This is a genomic window from Methylobacillus methanolivorans, assembly GCF_054588515.1.
The window spans coordinates 1,525,258-1,539,757 of the sequence record NZ_BAAILT010000002.1; the positions used below are offsets into that span (position 1 = coordinate 1,525,258).

Consider the following 14,500-nt stretch of genomic DNA (forward strand, 5'->3'; position numbering starts at 1 on the left):
GCTGCCTTTATTGCTCCTCCACCTGGTATTTCATATCCCCTACCCATAGATCACGCCAGGTATTGGGCTTGGCAGAGAAATCGAGGGTGTCTAGTTCGCGTCGTATATTGTCGGCGCTTAACGCATCCATATGCTTGCCTGTCAGCCGGCCGACCACTTTCCATACACCCTGCACTTTGGAAAAGATACAGCTGCTATACCCGCTCAGCAGCACCAACTCCTGCTCGCCATCGTCATTCAGGTCTAGCATTAACACCGGGCAGGGCTTGTTAGCGCTGCAATTGATATAAAGCTTCCCTGAATTGCGCTGCTCAAGGACGAAATCCAGAAACACCGGATCAAGCTCGGTAGCGTGGGGATAAAGCTTTAATTGTTCTTGCAATTGCTTATGTGTCAACGGCTCAGGCCCTTGGGGCTTGAACGTGCGATGCGTGACTTTCAGCGCATCAGCGGCTTTCTGCCTGATCAAGGCAGCATGCTCATGGGTAGTATTGTGGCTCAAGTCTTGGAGCACTTGATTGCCGTATCGCCTGCCTTCCAGCCGTAAATACTCGAAATCAAAATCACTGACTGGTGTACGACCATCGAGCAAGCGGGAAACCTGGCTATGAACTGCCAACCTTACAGGGTCAAGAATTGGCGTCAGGCTGAATATCAGCAGTGCCACCGTGAACAATGCCGCCACAACATTCACTCGCCTTGCATTGAGCATCCAGACGGCATGCCTTCGCATCACGACGAGGGCGTATCCGAATGCGTAAATGGCCATGACCACAATCGCTAAAGCCGCCCAGACCCTATCTATCGTCCAGCCATATTGGATTATCCGCAATCCAAGAGAGTAAGCGCATAAAAGGATATATACCGGCATTGTCAGCAAACTCAGGCCAATGAAGCGCCGCAGCCAACCAGGAAACCGTTGCTCACGCGAAGCATCTTGCCATGCAGCATTGAACAGAAATATCATCCACAACAACAAGCACAACATGAGACTAGTGGCATAACCTGTCTGCCACAACAGAGCCAGGCCCTGGAAAGGCAATGCCAGCAGGAACAAGAGCATGATGAAACTGACCACTGGCAACAACCAGCCCAATATATCCAGGCTTGCCCGGTAAATACCGACCAATGCTTCCTCCTTGGCAGCATACAACGAGAGTCCTATGCCAAACGTGATGGCGGTAACTGGATAAGCAAATATCCTGCTACTAATCAACTCCATGAGAAAATTGACATGAAGCACCTTGAACAAGCCCGCCAGCAAGAACAATAACGCCCAGAACAGGGCGGTAAAAACGCCAGCCAATACCAATTTGACCCAGTTGCGCCAAGCAGCAGAAAACAGGAACGAATAATCACTGAACCAACTGCCCTTGTTTAACCTATGCTCGGCAAACGGCAGCAAGACAAACCAGGTGGATAAGGTAATAAAAGTCAGGATAAGCCCAGGCTGCCAAGCCGAATGAGGAGGCATATTGCCGCCCCAGGCATGGTGTCCGCTATATGAGGCAGCACCCGCCATCAGTAGAGAATAGGCCGCCGCCATTACCCATAGCTGCCGCTGTTGGCGATATGCAGAAAGCACCATGAAGCTCAACGGTAGTGTAATGATCAAGGTATATATGGGCCAGATGCAACTGAAATATTGCTCAGGGAGTGTCAGCTTGAGTATCCACTCATGCAACAGCCACAGGCCACACCCTTGAAGGGTTGCCCAAGCAATCATCCAGCTACGTTCCTGTCTATTCATGACCTTATCTCTCCCTCAGCAATAAATCTTCATTTATTCAGCGTGTTGTTTCCACTATAATAGCGGGTCTCGTTTTTTTACACTGGCAGGCCATGCAAAGAACCATGCTCCAATCCAAGCTGCACCGGGTACGCACGACGCACTCGGAGCTGGACTATGAGGGCTCCTGTGCCATTGATGAAGCACTGCTTGACGCAGCCGACATCAAGGAATATCAACAGATCGACATCTACAATGTCAATAACGGCGAACGCTTCACAACGTATGCCATCCGTGCGGAACGCAACTCCGGCGTCATTTCCGTCAACGGTGCTGCTGCACGCAAAGCCAGCCCTGGCGATTTACTGATCATCGCTAGCTATGCCGTATATTCCGAAGCCGAGCTCGCCACTTTCAAACCCAAGCTGGTCTATGTTGATGCGCAAAACCGCATCAAGGATCAACGCCAGCATATCCCTGTACAAGCTGCCTAATGCTAGATTTAGAACAAATGAAGCTGGCCGTCGTCGACGCGCTGGAAGATATCAAAGCCTTTGATATTACCGTCATGGACGTGCGCAAGCTTACCTCCATGACCAATTACATGATCGTCGCCAGTGCTAACTCCACTCGCCAAGCCAAGGCAGTTGCCGACAATGTCCGCGAAAAGCTCAAGGAAAAAGGTGCCAACATTCAGGGCACTGAAGGCGAGAAGGAAGGCGAATGGGTGCTGGTTGACCTGGGCGATATCGTCGTGCATGTCATGGTGCCCGCTACCCGCGCCTACTACAACCTGGAACAACTCTGGGGCGAAGCTGAAAGCCGTCGCGGCCATATCAAAGCCGTAGAGTAACCGACACTCCCTTGAAGCTGCGGATCATTTCTGTCGGACATAAAATGCCGGACTGGGTGCAATCCGCATGCAACGAATACACCAAGCGCATGCCACGCGAAATGAACGTGGACATTGTCGAGATCAAGCCAGACAAACGCGCCTCCGGCAAAAATGCAGAAGTCGTGCAGGAAGCAGAAGCCAAGCGTATCCTCGAAGCTGCCGGTCGAGACTACCTCGTGGCGTTGGATGAGCGAGGTCAAGAAGTCACGACACTGCAATTAGCTGACAAGATGCGTGGATGGATGGAAAGCGGGCGCGATGTCAGCCTGGTGATTGGCGGTGCCGATGGCCTGCACGACAGCTTGAAGCGCCAGGCAAATTGGCTGTGGAGCCTGTCAAAACTCACCATGCCACACGGCATGGTGCGTGTGATGTTGAGCGAACAACTTTATCGCGGATTAAGTGTCATCAACAATCATCCTTATCATCGCGAATAAGCTTTCGCGCCCCAACTCATGAACAAATCACTCGTCTGGTTCCGCCGCGACTTACGAGATTACGACCACGCCGCGCTCTATCACGCACTGAAAAACTCAGCACAAGTCATCTGTGCCTTCGTTTTCGACACCGATATCCTGACACAACTCACCAACAAGCAGGATAGACGCGTAGAGTTCATCTGGGAAAGCGTGCAAGAGCTAAAAACTGCGCTGCAACAACAGGGTAGCGACCTGCTCGTGCTTCATGGCAAAGCGGTAGAGGAAATCCCCAAGCTTGCCGCACGTTTGGCAGTCGATGCCGTTTACTGCAACCATGATTACGAACCCGAGACCATGGTCCGGGACCAGACCGTTTCACAATCACTGACCAAGGCGGGCATTAGCTTTCACTCATTCAAGGACCAGGTCTTGTTTGAGAAGGATGAAATCCTCACCAAATCTGGCACCTCTTTCAGCGTATTCACGCCTTACAAAAATGCCTGCCTGAAAACCATTAATGACTTTTATCTCAAAGCCTATCCCGTTGACCGCTATCGTCACCACTTGGCTAATGTGACACCACAATCCATGCCTTCTCTTGAGTCTCTGGGTTTTGAGCGCACAAATCTGAAACAGCTCAAGCTTCCTACTGGCATGTCAGGCGGCAGTGCATTATTTGAAGATTTCCACAACCGCATGTCACGTTACCGCGATGCGCGCGATTTTCCTGCCGTCAAAGGCCCTTCCTATCTGTCCGTTCACCTGCGCTTTGGCACCGTATCCATCCGCCACCTGGCACGTACAGCATGGCAACAGGGAGGCTCGGGGGCTGAAACCTGGCTCAACGAACTGCTGTGGCGGGATTTTTATTTCCAGATACTGCATCACCACCCCCAAGTGGCACACGGGAAAAGCTTCAAGCCTGAATTCGACGCTATTCCCTTCCCCAACGATAAGCGCTTGTTTGAGGCATGGTGCACAGGCAAGACTGGCTACCCCCTGGTAGATGCCGCCATGCGCCAGCTCAACCAGACAGGTTATATGCACAACCGCCTGCGCATGGTGGCTGCGAGCTTCTTGGTCAAAGATCTGTTGATCGATTGGCGCTGGGGAGAGCACTATTTTGCGGAACACCTGATCGACTTTGACCTGGCCGCCAACAATGGCGGCTGGCAATGGGCAGCTTCCACGGGCTGTGATGCACAACCCTGGTTCCGTATTTTCAATCCGATAACGCAATCAGAAAAATTCGATGCCGATGGCAAGTTCATCCGCAAATACGTACCTGAGCTGCAAGGATGCACTAGCAAGGAAATCCATGCCCCGTGGCTGATGCCACCTTTACGCCAGCAGGAACTGGGGCTGGTAATTGGCAAGGATTACCCTATGCCCGTCGTGGATCACGCGATGCGACGTGAACAAGCACTCGCACTCTATAAACAAGCCAGCCACCAAGCCTCTACCGCAACATAATCCCGTTGCCAGTTACAAAAACTGGCCCGATATCTATGCAGTCGGATCAGTGAATGAGTGATACTCCTGCAAGCGCTCAACCTCTTCCTTCGCCCCGAGAATCACGGCCACACGCTGATGCAGGCTACCGGGCTCCACCTCCAGGATATTCCGGTGCCCAGTACTGGCAAGACCACCTGCCTGCTCCACCAGCCAGCCCATGGGGTTAGCTTCGTACAACAACCTCAAGCGCCCACCCCGCCCCACGCTGCGACTATCGAGCGGATAAAGAAATACGCCACCACGCACCAATAAGCGATGCACTTCTGCCACCATGGTTGCCACCCAACGCATGTTGAAATCCTTGCCACGTGGCCCACTTTTCCCAGCAATGCATTCCTCGATATACCGCTGTACCGGCGGCTGCCAGAAGCGTTGATTAGACATATTGACGGCAAACTCCTGGGTGCTGGCGGGAATGGTCAACGCGGGATGGGTCAGATAAAACTCGCCTTGCTCAGGATCAAGGGTAAATCCATATACGCCATGCCCAAGGGTCAGCACCAGCATGGTCGATGTGCCATATAAAGCATACCCAGCCGCCAGCTGCCGGTTACCAGGCTGTAAAAATGCAGCCTCATCAATGTGGCCCGCTGGCGCCTCCAGAATGGAAAAAATGCTGCCCACGGAAAGGTTCAGGTTGATATTCGATGATCCATCAAGCGGATCAAACACCAATAAGTAGGGTGCCTGCTTACCAGAAAATATCTGGGCATGCTCCAGCTCCTCTGATGCCAGCGCAGCGATGTGTGGGCTTTGGGCAGCCATCTTCACAAAAATATCGTTGCTGATGAGGTCCAGTGTTTTCTGCTGCTCCCCTTGCACATTCTGCTGATCAGCCTCACCCATATTGCCGCGCAACGCACCATGACCAATCTCATGCGCCACAGCCTTGCATGCCAGTGCAAGCGTTGCCACCGCCTCAGTCAGGCTTGGAGCAAGCTGATATTGCGTGGCCTGCCCTGCCAGGAAATCCGATAAATTCAACATCGTCAGTGCTTCCTCTCTACATGCTCGCGGCATATCGCAAGCCATTGGTTGTACCACACACCTCTGTGCATCAGGTGTTTCATTTTTACAACTCGCTGCCGTTAAGGAGTTTTAGTTGTATTAAATTCGATAGACAACTAAAAACCGCTCGGTTAAAGTGGGTTCCGTTTGTGTCAAATTAGAGACACTCAATAATAATTAGGACAGATGTATGCGCATTAAGATTTCAGGGATCGCAACCAGCCTCGTACTTGCACTGAGTATCAGCGGCTGTGCCACCCAAGCCAATAAAGACCCACTGGAAGGCTTTAACCGTGGCGTTTATAAATTCAATGATACTGCTGATAAAGCCGTACTGAAACCCATTGCAGGCGCATACAAGGCAGTACTGCCTAGCCCGATTCGCACAGGCGTCAACAATTTCTTCACCAACCTGGGCACCTTCACCTCTTTGATCAACAACATCCTGCAGTTGGAGCTGGGCAAAGCCATGGATAACGCTGGCCGCCTGGTAATCAACTCCACCATTGGGATTGGTGGCCTGATTGATGTTGCCTCGATGGATGGCGTACCCAGACACAAAGCTGATTTTGGCCAGACACTGGGCAAATGGGGCGTTGGCAGTGGCGCTTACTTGGTACTGCCATTTGTAGGCCCAAGCACCATCCGCGATACCGCTGGCCTGACGGTTGATACGCTCTACTTCGACCCCATCCAGTACACCAATCATGTCCGTATACGTAACCAGTTGCGGATGCTCAGCTTCGTTGATCTGCGCTCACAATATTTGCCAGCAAGCGATCTGGTCGATGATGCAGCACTTGACCCGTACATTTTCATGCGCGAAGCCTACCTGCAACGTCGGGATATCGCAGTGCATGGCAAAGCCACGCAGTATGATGATTTCGACGACGATGATGACGACGAAACCCCAGATGCGCAGCAGTAATTACTAAACAAAAAGCCACGCAGATGCGTGGCTTTTTTATTGGTACAGAGTGAGTCTACTTATTCTCCACTTGCAACCGTCATGCGTTCAATCAAGATGGAGCCTGTTTGCTTGGAACCCTGTACCAACACGTCATTGCCTACGGCCACGATATTCATGAACATTTCTGCCAAATTGCCGGCAATCGTGATTTCCTCAACTGGATAGGCAATCACGCCATTTTCCACCCAGAAACCAGCCGCACCACGGGAGTAATCACCCGTCACCATATTAATACCGTGCCCCAGCAACTCCGTCACCAGTAGCCCTGTGCCCATGGTATTCAGTAGTCCAGCAAGATCCAGATCACCGTGCCGGATAATCAAGTTGTGGTTACCGCCTGCATTACCCGTGCTTTGCATCCCGAGCTTGCGAGCGGAATAACTACCGAGCATATAGCCCTGCAACACGCCATCTTTGATCAAGGTCCGGGCATGGGTCGCCACGCCTTCATTGTCAAATGGTGAGCTTGCTAGTCCGCGCGGCACGTGCGGCAACTCTTCAATATTCACGAATGAAGACATTACCTGCTTGCCCAGGCTATCCAGCAGGAAAGATGATTTTCGATACAAACTGCCACCCGAGATCGCAGAAACCAGGTGAGAAATTAAGCCAGAAGCCAGTGGTGCCTCGAATAGCACAGGCACCTGACAAGTCTTGACGCGACCCGGGTTGAGACGACGTACTGTACGCTCACCGGCACGTAAGCCTACCGCAAGCGCTGAATCCAGGTCAGCAGGGTGACGGGCGCTGGAATACCAATAATCCCGTTGCATGCTTTCAGCTGCCTCGGCAATGACCGAACAGCTCAAGCCATGACGCGAGCTGGGATACCCAGCGTTGAAGCCATTGCTATTGGCGTAGGAAAATAGACCCTCATAAGTGGAGACCGAAGCGCCTTCGGAATTACTGATACGGGGATCAGCAGACCGGGCAGCCTGCTCACACTCCAGTGCCAAGGCCAGTGCCTCATCAACACTGATATCCCAGGCATGATGCAGATCAAGATTTGGAATATCGCGTGCCAGCAAAGCAGGGTCAGCCAATCCACAGAATTCATCCTGTGCGGTATAGCGTGCAATATTACAAGCCGCTGCGACAGTATCCTTGAGCGCCTGCATACTGAGGTCAGAGGTGCTGGCATGACCTTTTTGCTGGCCGAAATACACAGTGACAGACATACCCTTGTCACGGTTGTATTCAATGGTTTCGGTTTCACCCATGCGCACCGAGACATTCTGGCCGATACCCAGGCTAACCTCTGCTTCAGCTGCGCTTGCCCCTGCGGCCTTGGCAAAACGCAACACTTCATCGCTCAGTCCCTTCAGCTCATCCAGCGTGTATGAAAAGCGCGAATCATGGGCTGTCTGGTCGTTCACGGGCGTCTCTTTGCAAAAAACTGTTATCATACATCAGCATGAAACCGAACAAGACAGAAAACACCGAACCGGGTATCGAACCCATCAGCAAAACCAAGCGCAAGGCTGAAGCCGATGCGCAGCAAGCCATCGGCGTCACGCTGGTTGGCCTGCCCAAGGACAAGCTTGCCAAGCTGGAGCTGCCTGAAACCCTGCTGGATGCCGTCAATGAAGCCAAGCGTATTAATTCCAATGGTGCGTTGCGCCGACAGATGCAATACCTCGGGCGCCTGATGCGCGATATCGACACAGCGCCTATCGTTGATCAATTGCAGCGCTGGGAAGGCTCGCATAATGAAGAAAATGCGCGCTTCCACCGCCTGGAACAATGGCGTAGCCGCTTACTGGAAGACGAATCTGCGCTGGCAGAGTTCATTAATGAACATCCCAACACCGAAGCACAGCAGATTCGCAACCTGATTCGCAATGCGCGCCGGGAGCACGCCGCAGGCAAGCCCCCTAAGAGCAGCCGGGAGCTGTTCAAACTCATCCGTGGCATCACGGAAAATATAACGCCAGAAACTGAACTCGACGCTGATTAATCCATCAGTGCAATAGCCAGTCAGGCCCTCTGGGAGTTTCCGGCTGTGCCAGCTAATGCTGAGCACGTGTTGATTGCCCGAATGACTCGGGCAGCATCACCGTAAACTTTAACAAGACATTGCAAACCTCATGGGCTTAGCTTATTTAACACTCATCCCTTTCATCGCGGCAGTCTTCACGAAACTCAGCACTAGGCTGGGACGGTACTCATCGGCCTGGGTTTCCTTATTCTCTGCAACACTATCGCTGTATTTGCTATGGCCATTAGCTACGCAAGTCTGGCAGGGTGGTGCCACCATCATCCAGCGCGTCAGCCCCTGGCTGCCGGAGCTTGGCATTGATATATCGTTCCGGCTGGATGGCCTGTCGCTATTGTTCAGCCTGATGATCCTGCTGGTCGGCCTGATCGTGGTGATCTATGCCCGATACTATCTCTCCCCGCGCGACAGCATGGGGCGTTTTTATACTTACCTGTTGCTGTTCATGGGCTCCATGCTGGGTGTTGTGCTCTCGGAAAACATCATCCAGCTTCTCATGTTCTGGGAGCTCACCAGCCTGTCTTCATTCCTGCTGATCAGCTATTGGCAACAACGTGAAGAAGCCAGCCGCGGCGCACGCATGGCGCTGACGATTACCGGCGGCGGTGGCCTTGCCATGCTGGGTGGCTTCCTCCTACTGGGGCAGATGGCTGGCAGTTACAATCTCAGTGATATCTTGCTGACCGGTGATACTATCCGCAGCCACGAGCATTACCTGCCCATGTTGCTCCTGATCTTGCTGGGGGTATTCACCAAGTCAGCGCAGTTCCCCTTCCACTTCTGGCTTCCCAATGCGATGGCGGCTCCCACACCTGTCTCCGCTTACCTGCATTCAGCCACCATGGTCAAAGCAGGTATTTTCCTGTTGGCACGTCTGTTTCCTGCGTTGTCCGGCACCCCGGAATGGACTTGGATTGTTTCCACTGTCGGCATCATCACATTCCTGACAGGCAGCTATATCGCGCTGTTCAAGCACGATATGAAAGCCTTGCTAGCCTACTCCACGATCAGTCATCTTGGCCTGATTGTCGCGCTATTCGGCATCGGTACACCGCTAGCGGTAGTCGCGGGCGTATTCCATATCATCAACCATGCCACCTTCAAGGCATCCTTGTTCATGCTCGCAGGGATAGTCGACCACGAAACCGGCACGCGGGATATGCGTCAACTGCGCGGCCTGTGGCGCTATATGCCCTACACCATGGTACTGATGGTGATTGCCGCTGCCGCAATGGCGGGCATTCCCGGGCTCAATGGCTTTATTTCCAAGGAAATGTTTCTTGAGCAAGTCGTCGAGTATGGTCATACCGCCACACCTCCCTGGCTGCTACCTACGATTGTGACCCTAGGCGCGGTCTTTTCAGCAGCTTACTCTATTCGCATTGCACACAATGTCTTCTTTGGCGGTGAACCTAGTGACCTACCAAAAGAACCGCATGACCCTTCCGCCGGCATGCAAATTCCAGTGGCTATTCTCGTAGTAGGCTGTATTGTGGTTGGCTTGTTTCCAGCCATGGCCGAACCACTGGTCACGCTGGTCGTTGGCAGCTCGCTACAAGATACAGCGCCTCCTATCCACCTTGCCATCTGGCATGGATTTACCCCCGCGTTGTACATGAGCGCAATTGCACTCGTAGGCGGCATCCTGGTCTATCGCCAGCGTGAAGCCTTCTTCTCACTGCAAACCCTCGTAGACGGCAGGATTGATGCCAAGATCATCTATAACGGCACCATGCGCAGGTTGTTTGCTTGGTCCAGCGCCATCACCATGAATGCCGACAATCTCTCGCAAAAACGCATGTTATGGATATTGTTCGTCACGGCTATTGTCCTGGGAGGCTATGGCTTCATCAGTGGCGGCAGCGCCTTGACCGGCAATCGCCCTATGCTGCCTGTCGACCCCATGAGTGTGATGGTCGCCGTGATCATGATGGCAGCTGCCATTGCGACTGTCGCCATGCATCAGCAACGCTTTACCGCACTGGTATTGGTGAGCGCCGTAGGCTTGGGCGTAGCACTCACCTTCGTGAAGTTTTCTGCACCAGACTTGGCGCTGACACAGCTCGCGGTCGAGTTCATCACGGCCGTTCTACTGTTGCTGGCCTTGTTTTTTCTGCCTCAGACGACCCCAGATGAGCAGGATCGCTTGCGGCAAGCACGTGACATCGTCATCGCCGTGGTGTCAGGACTAGGTATCGCAGCCTTGAGCTACGCCGTGCTGACACGTGGCTATGACACGATTGCCGATTACTTCATCGCCAACAGCGTCAGCGGTGGCGGTGGTGCCAATGTGGTGAATGTCTTGCTCGTGGATTTTCGCGGCTTCGACACCATGGGGGAAATCACGGTACTGGCGCTGGCTGGCCTGGGAATCTATGCCATGCTGGACCAGCTCAAATTGCTCAGTCCCAAGCAGGATGCCGATGGCCGCCCCTGGAACCCCGACACCCACCCCTTGATTCTTGCCACCTTCAGCCGCATCCTGCTGCCACTAGCCTTGCTGGTTGCCATCTTTATCCTGCTGCGCGGGCATAACCTACCGGGTGGCGGCTTCATTGCAGGCTTGGTGACTTCAGCCGCACTTATCGTACAATATCTCGCGAATGGCGTGGAATGGACGCGCAGCAAGCTACCGGCCAATACCCATCCATTGATTGGCTATGGCCTATTGATTGCAGCCAGCACTGGTATTGCCAGTTGGTATTTTGGCTACCCATTCCTCACCTCCACCTTTGATCACCTGCACCTGCCAGTGTTGGGCGAATTTGAACTGGCATCAGCCATGGCCTTTGATATCGGCGTATTCCTGGTAGTAGTCGGCACCTCGCTCCTGATTCTGATCAACCTGGGTATGATCCACCAGGTCAGCTACCTGCCACGTGTCAATAAAAACCCAGGCAATAAAGAACCCAAAGCGGCACGTACTACACCAGCCGGCAACAAGACCGACAAGTCCACAACACAAACACAGGAAGACATGCCATGGAAGCGTTGATCTCGATCCTGATTGGCATACTCACCGCAGGCGGCGTTTACCTCTGCCTGCGCAGCCACACCTTTCCCGTCGTCCTCGGCCTCACGTTATTGTCCTATGCCGTGAACCTGTTCCTGTTCATGATGGGACGCCTAGTCATCGGCAAGCCCCCCATCATCAGCGAACATGCCAGCAGCTATGCTGACCCATTGCCGCAGGCACTGGTGCTGACGGCGATTGTCATCAGCTTCGCCATGACCGCCTATATCATAGTATTAGCACTCAAGGCACGTACCGAGATGGGCAATGATCATGTGGATGGAAAGGATATCCGTTGAGCCACCTTGCCATCATCCCGTTACTACTGCCGCTGTTTACCGGCATCTTCCTGTTGCTGTTGCGCGAGCAGCGCATCTATATCAAACGTACCATATCCGGCCTTAGCAGCATTGCGCTGATTGCCGTCGCCACCCAGCTATTGTGTGCCGTTAGCGATGGCAACATCCTGGTGTATTCGTTGAGCAACTGGCCTGCGCCTTTCGGTATTGTGCTGATGGCAGATCGCCTGGCAGCCCTGATGGTGTTGACTACCTCGCTACTAGCCCTGTTTTCACTCATCTATGCCATGCGTGGCACGGATAGGCAGGGGCGCCAGTTCCACATCCTGTTCCAGTTGCAGTTGTTCGGGCTTAACGGGGCTTTCCTCACCGCCGACCTGTTCAACCTGTTCGTGTTCTTTGAAGTATTGCTATTGGCGTCGTACAGCCTGCTGCTACATGGCGGAGGACGCAAGCGCATACGTTCCGGCCTGCACTTTGTCGTCATCAACGTGGTGGGCTCTTCGCTGTTCCTGTTTGCCGTCGGTATTCTCTACGGCATTCTGGGCACACTGAATATGGCTGATCTGGCGGTCAAGGTCGCCCATGTCAGCCCCGAGAATATCGGCCTGGTGAAAACCGCGGGCTTGCTCCTGTTTGTCGTGTTTGCATTGAAGGCTGCGTTGTTGCCGCTTTACCTCTGGCTACCCACCGCCTATTCGCAAACCAGCGCCCCCGCTGCGGCCTTGTTCGCCATCATGACCAAGGTAGGTGCTTATAGCATCCTGCGCGTCTACAGCCTGATCTTCGGCAACGAAGCAGGCCCGCTTGCCAACCTGCTGGATGGCTGGTTGCTGGGCATGGCGCTGACCACCATCATCATTGGCAGCTTTGGCCTGCTGGGCAGTAAACGGTTACGCCAGCAAGTCGCCTATCTGGTCGTGATTTCCGCAGGCACCCTGCTCACCGGCTTCAGCCTCAACTCGCAGGCAGGCATTGCCGCAGGGCTGTATTACCTGCCGCACACCACATTCGCCGCAGCAGCGCTGTTCCTGCTTGCAGACCTCATCGTACAGCGCCGCGACCAAATGGAGGATAAGCTGGAGGCCGGTTTGGTCATCACCAAACAAAAATTCCTCGGCGTGATGTTCTTCGTGCTCGCGATCATTGCTTCCGGCCTTCCTCCCCTATCAGGCTTCCTCGGCAAGTTCATGCTGCTGCGCGCAGCACTGGAACACCCAGCCCTGCCTTATATCATGGCCATCGTCTTGATGAATGGCCTATTGACCGTGATTGCCATGGCGCGCACAGGCGCGTTGTTCTTCTTTGCGGCCCATGCAGTCGACACATCCACCAACACCTACATCAAGCAGAGCGAACCCGAGCCGCTCAAGGTACGCGAACTACTGCCTATCCTGTCATTGCTCGGCCTGTGCGTGCTCATGACCCTGTGGGCAGGCCCCATCAATAGCTACAGCCTGAAAACTGCCAACCAATTACTGGATACACCCGCGTATATTGAAGCCGTTCTTGGAAAGGAAGCACAATAATGCAACGCTTCTTGCCCCACCCGCTGCTCACCATTATCCTGGGCATCATCTGGTTATTGCTCAACAACAGCATAGAACCAGGGCAAATTGTTCTGGGCTTGCTGCTCGGCTGGGCGATCCCGTTTTTTGCCCTGCAGTTCTGGCCAGATAAACTCAAAGTGCATAAACCGCTCACCCTGTTGCGGTTCAGCTTTATCCTGCTCTATGACATCATCGAGGCCAATTTCATTGTCGCCATGCGTATTTTGGGTAACCCGGAGAAGCTACGTCCGGCCTTTATCGTAGTGCCTATCGACCTGAATTCCGATTTCGGCATGAGTATTCTGGCCAACACCACCTGCCTGACTCCTGGCTCACTGTCGGCGTTGCTCGCACCTGACCGTAAAAGCATCCTCGTGCATGCGATTGATGTCGACGACGTCGATGCTTTCATCCATACCATCAAGACACGTTACGAACTGCCTCTGAAGGAGATTTTCGAGGAATGATAGAAATCGCCATCCATATTGCATTCGTGCTGGTTTCAGCCGCATTGGCGCTGAATGCCTGGCGCCTGCTCAAGGGTCCGAGCGCACCAGACCGTATCCTGGCGTTAGACACGCTTTATATCAACACCATCGCCTTACTGGTTGTGTTTGGCATCCATATCAAAAGCATGGTGTATTTCGAGGCAGCATTGCTGATTGCCCTCATGGGCTTCATCGGCACCATTGCCATGTGCAAATACCTGTTGCGCGGAGACATTATCGAATGAATATCGTGCTGGAAATTTTGCTCTCGCTACTGATTGTGACCGGTGCCTTGCTGACCTTTATCGGCTCGCTTGGTCTGGCAAGGCTACGTGACTTTTACACCCGCCTGCACGGCCCGACCAAAGGGACGACACTGGGCGTAGGCTGCCTGCTGATTGCCTCTTCAATTTTTTTCAGTGTGCAAGGAGAAGGCCTCAGCCTGCATGAGGTGCTGATTACACTGTTCCTGTTTATCACGGCGCCGATCAGTGCCCACTTGCTGGCGAAATCAGCATTGCACCTCAAAGTGGAGTCGCTGGTGCCCTTGCCGGACGAAGCCATCGCCCGCAAGAACAGCCAACACAAGCCTTACCAGACACTGGACTAAGCTACCTC

Annotated in this window: 15 protein-coding genes; 12 read left to right on the forward strand and 3 right to left on the reverse strand. The window is 53.4% G+C overall.

The features are described from left to right. Window positions 1-7: 7 nt before the first annotated feature. Entirely contained in the window at window positions 8-1,750 is a 1,743-nt protein-coding gene (locus tag LG202_RS08495; protein WP_230347954.1) for a DUF4153 domain-containing protein, read from the reverse strand. Between the two features lie 92 nt (window positions 1,751-1,842). Here LG202_RS08495 and panD point away from each other — a divergent pair, with 92 nt between their 5' ends. From panD to LG202_RS08515, 4 genes are read left to right on the forward strand one after another with little or no spacing between them, the layout of a single operon-like run. After that, window positions 1,843-2,223, forward strand: coding sequence for an aspartate 1-decarboxylase (panD, locus tag LG202_RS08500; protein ID WP_230347955.1), 381 nt, complete (start codon window positions 1,843-1,845; stop codon window positions 2,221-2,223). Continuing rightward, complete coding sequence (rsfS, locus tag LG202_RS08505; RefSeq protein ID WP_230347956.1) at window positions 2,223-2,582, forward strand: ribosome silencing factor; 360 nt, start codon at window positions 2,223-2,225, stop codon at window positions 2,580-2,582. The genes panD and rsfS overlap by 1 nt, the downstream gene beginning before the upstream one ends. 11 nt (window positions 2,583-2,593) lie before the next feature. Beyond that, on the forward strand, window positions 2,594-3,061 hold the full coding sequence (rlmH, locus tag LG202_RS08510) for a 23S rRNA (pseudouridine(1915)-N(3))-methyltransferase RlmH (protein WP_230347957.1): 468 nt from the start codon (window positions 2,594-2,596) through the stop codon (window positions 3,059-3,061). A gap of 18 nt (window positions 3,062-3,079) precedes the next feature. Continuing rightward, on the forward strand, window positions 3,080-4,516 hold the full coding sequence (locus LG202_RS08515; protein WP_230347958.1) for a cryptochrome/photolyase family protein: 1,437 nt from the start codon (window positions 3,080-3,082) through the stop codon (window positions 4,514-4,516). Window positions 4,517-4,549: 33 nt separating this feature from the next. On the opposite strand, the gene LG202_RS08520 is transcribed toward LG202_RS08515, so the two are convergent. Then, window positions 4,550-5,545 carry a class 1 fructose-bisphosphatase gene (locus LG202_RS08520; RefSeq protein WP_230347959.1) on the reverse strand — a complete coding sequence of 332 codons (996 nt, stop codon included), beginning with the start codon at window positions 5,543-5,545 and terminating at the stop codon, window positions 4,550-4,552. 211 nt (window positions 5,546-5,756) lie between these two features. Between LG202_RS08520 and LG202_RS08525 the strand changes: the two genes are divergently transcribed. After that, window positions 5,757-6,494, forward strand: a complete 738-nt coding sequence (locus LG202_RS08525; RefSeq protein ID WP_230347960.1) for an MlaA family lipoprotein — start codon at window positions 5,757-5,759, stop codon at window positions 6,492-6,494. 59 nt (window positions 6,495-6,553) lie between these two features. Here LG202_RS08525 and pmbA read toward each other — a convergent pair whose 3' ends face one another. Then, window positions 6,554-7,912, reverse strand: coding sequence for a metalloprotease PmbA (pmbA, locus tag LG202_RS08530; protein WP_230347961.1), 1,359 nt, complete (start codon window positions 7,910-7,912; stop codon window positions 6,554-6,556). A gap of 38 nt (window positions 7,913-7,950) precedes the next feature. Here pmbA and yjgA point away from each other — a divergent pair, with 38 nt between their 5' ends. The 7 genes from yjgA (at window position 7,951) to LG202_RS08565 (ending at window position 14,492) form a co-directional block, all read left to right on the forward strand. After that, entirely contained in the window at window positions 7,951-8,493 is a 543-nt protein-coding gene (gene yjgA, locus LG202_RS08535; protein WP_230347962.1) for a ribosome biogenesis factor YjgA, read from the forward strand. Between the two features lie 130 nt (window positions 8,494-8,623). Further along, the gene (locus LG202_RS08540) at window positions 8,624-11,527 is read left to right on the forward strand and encodes a monovalent cation/H+ antiporter subunit A (protein ID WP_230347963.1); all 2,904 of its coding nucleotides are present in this window, start codon (window positions 8,624-8,626) and stop codon (window positions 11,525-11,527) included. Further along, a complete protein-coding gene (locus tag LG202_RS08545) occupies window positions 11,515-11,844 on the forward strand; it encodes a Na+/H+ antiporter subunit C (protein WP_230347964.1) in 330 nt (109 codons plus the stop codon). The genes LG202_RS08540 and LG202_RS08545 overlap by 13 nt, the downstream gene beginning before the upstream one ends. Further along, window positions 11,841-13,373 carry a monovalent cation/H+ antiporter subunit D gene (locus tag LG202_RS08550; RefSeq protein WP_230347965.1) on the forward strand — a complete coding sequence of 511 codons (1,533 nt, stop codon included), beginning with the start codon at window positions 11,841-11,843 and terminating at the stop codon, window positions 13,371-13,373. Before LG202_RS08545 ends, LG202_RS08550 begins: the two co-directional genes overlap by 4 nt. Then, window positions 13,373-13,861, forward strand: a complete 489-nt coding sequence (locus tag LG202_RS08555; RefSeq protein WP_230347966.1) for a Na+/H+ antiporter subunit E — start codon at window positions 13,373-13,375, stop codon at window positions 13,859-13,861. Before LG202_RS08550 ends, LG202_RS08555 begins: the two co-directional genes overlap by 1 nt. After that, a complete protein-coding gene (locus LG202_RS08560) occupies window positions 13,858-14,127 on the forward strand; it encodes a K+/H+ antiporter subunit F (protein ID WP_230347967.1) in 270 nt (89 codons plus the stop codon). Before LG202_RS08555 ends, LG202_RS08560 begins: the two co-directional genes overlap by 4 nt. Continuing rightward, window positions 14,124-14,492: a Na+/H+ antiporter subunit G gene (locus tag LG202_RS08565; RefSeq protein ID WP_230347968.1), complete on the forward strand. Its 369-nt coding sequence runs from the start codon at window positions 14,124-14,126 to the stop codon at window positions 14,490-14,492. The genes LG202_RS08560 and LG202_RS08565 overlap by 4 nt, the downstream gene beginning before the upstream one ends. Window positions 14,493-14,500 lie beyond the last annotated feature (8 nt).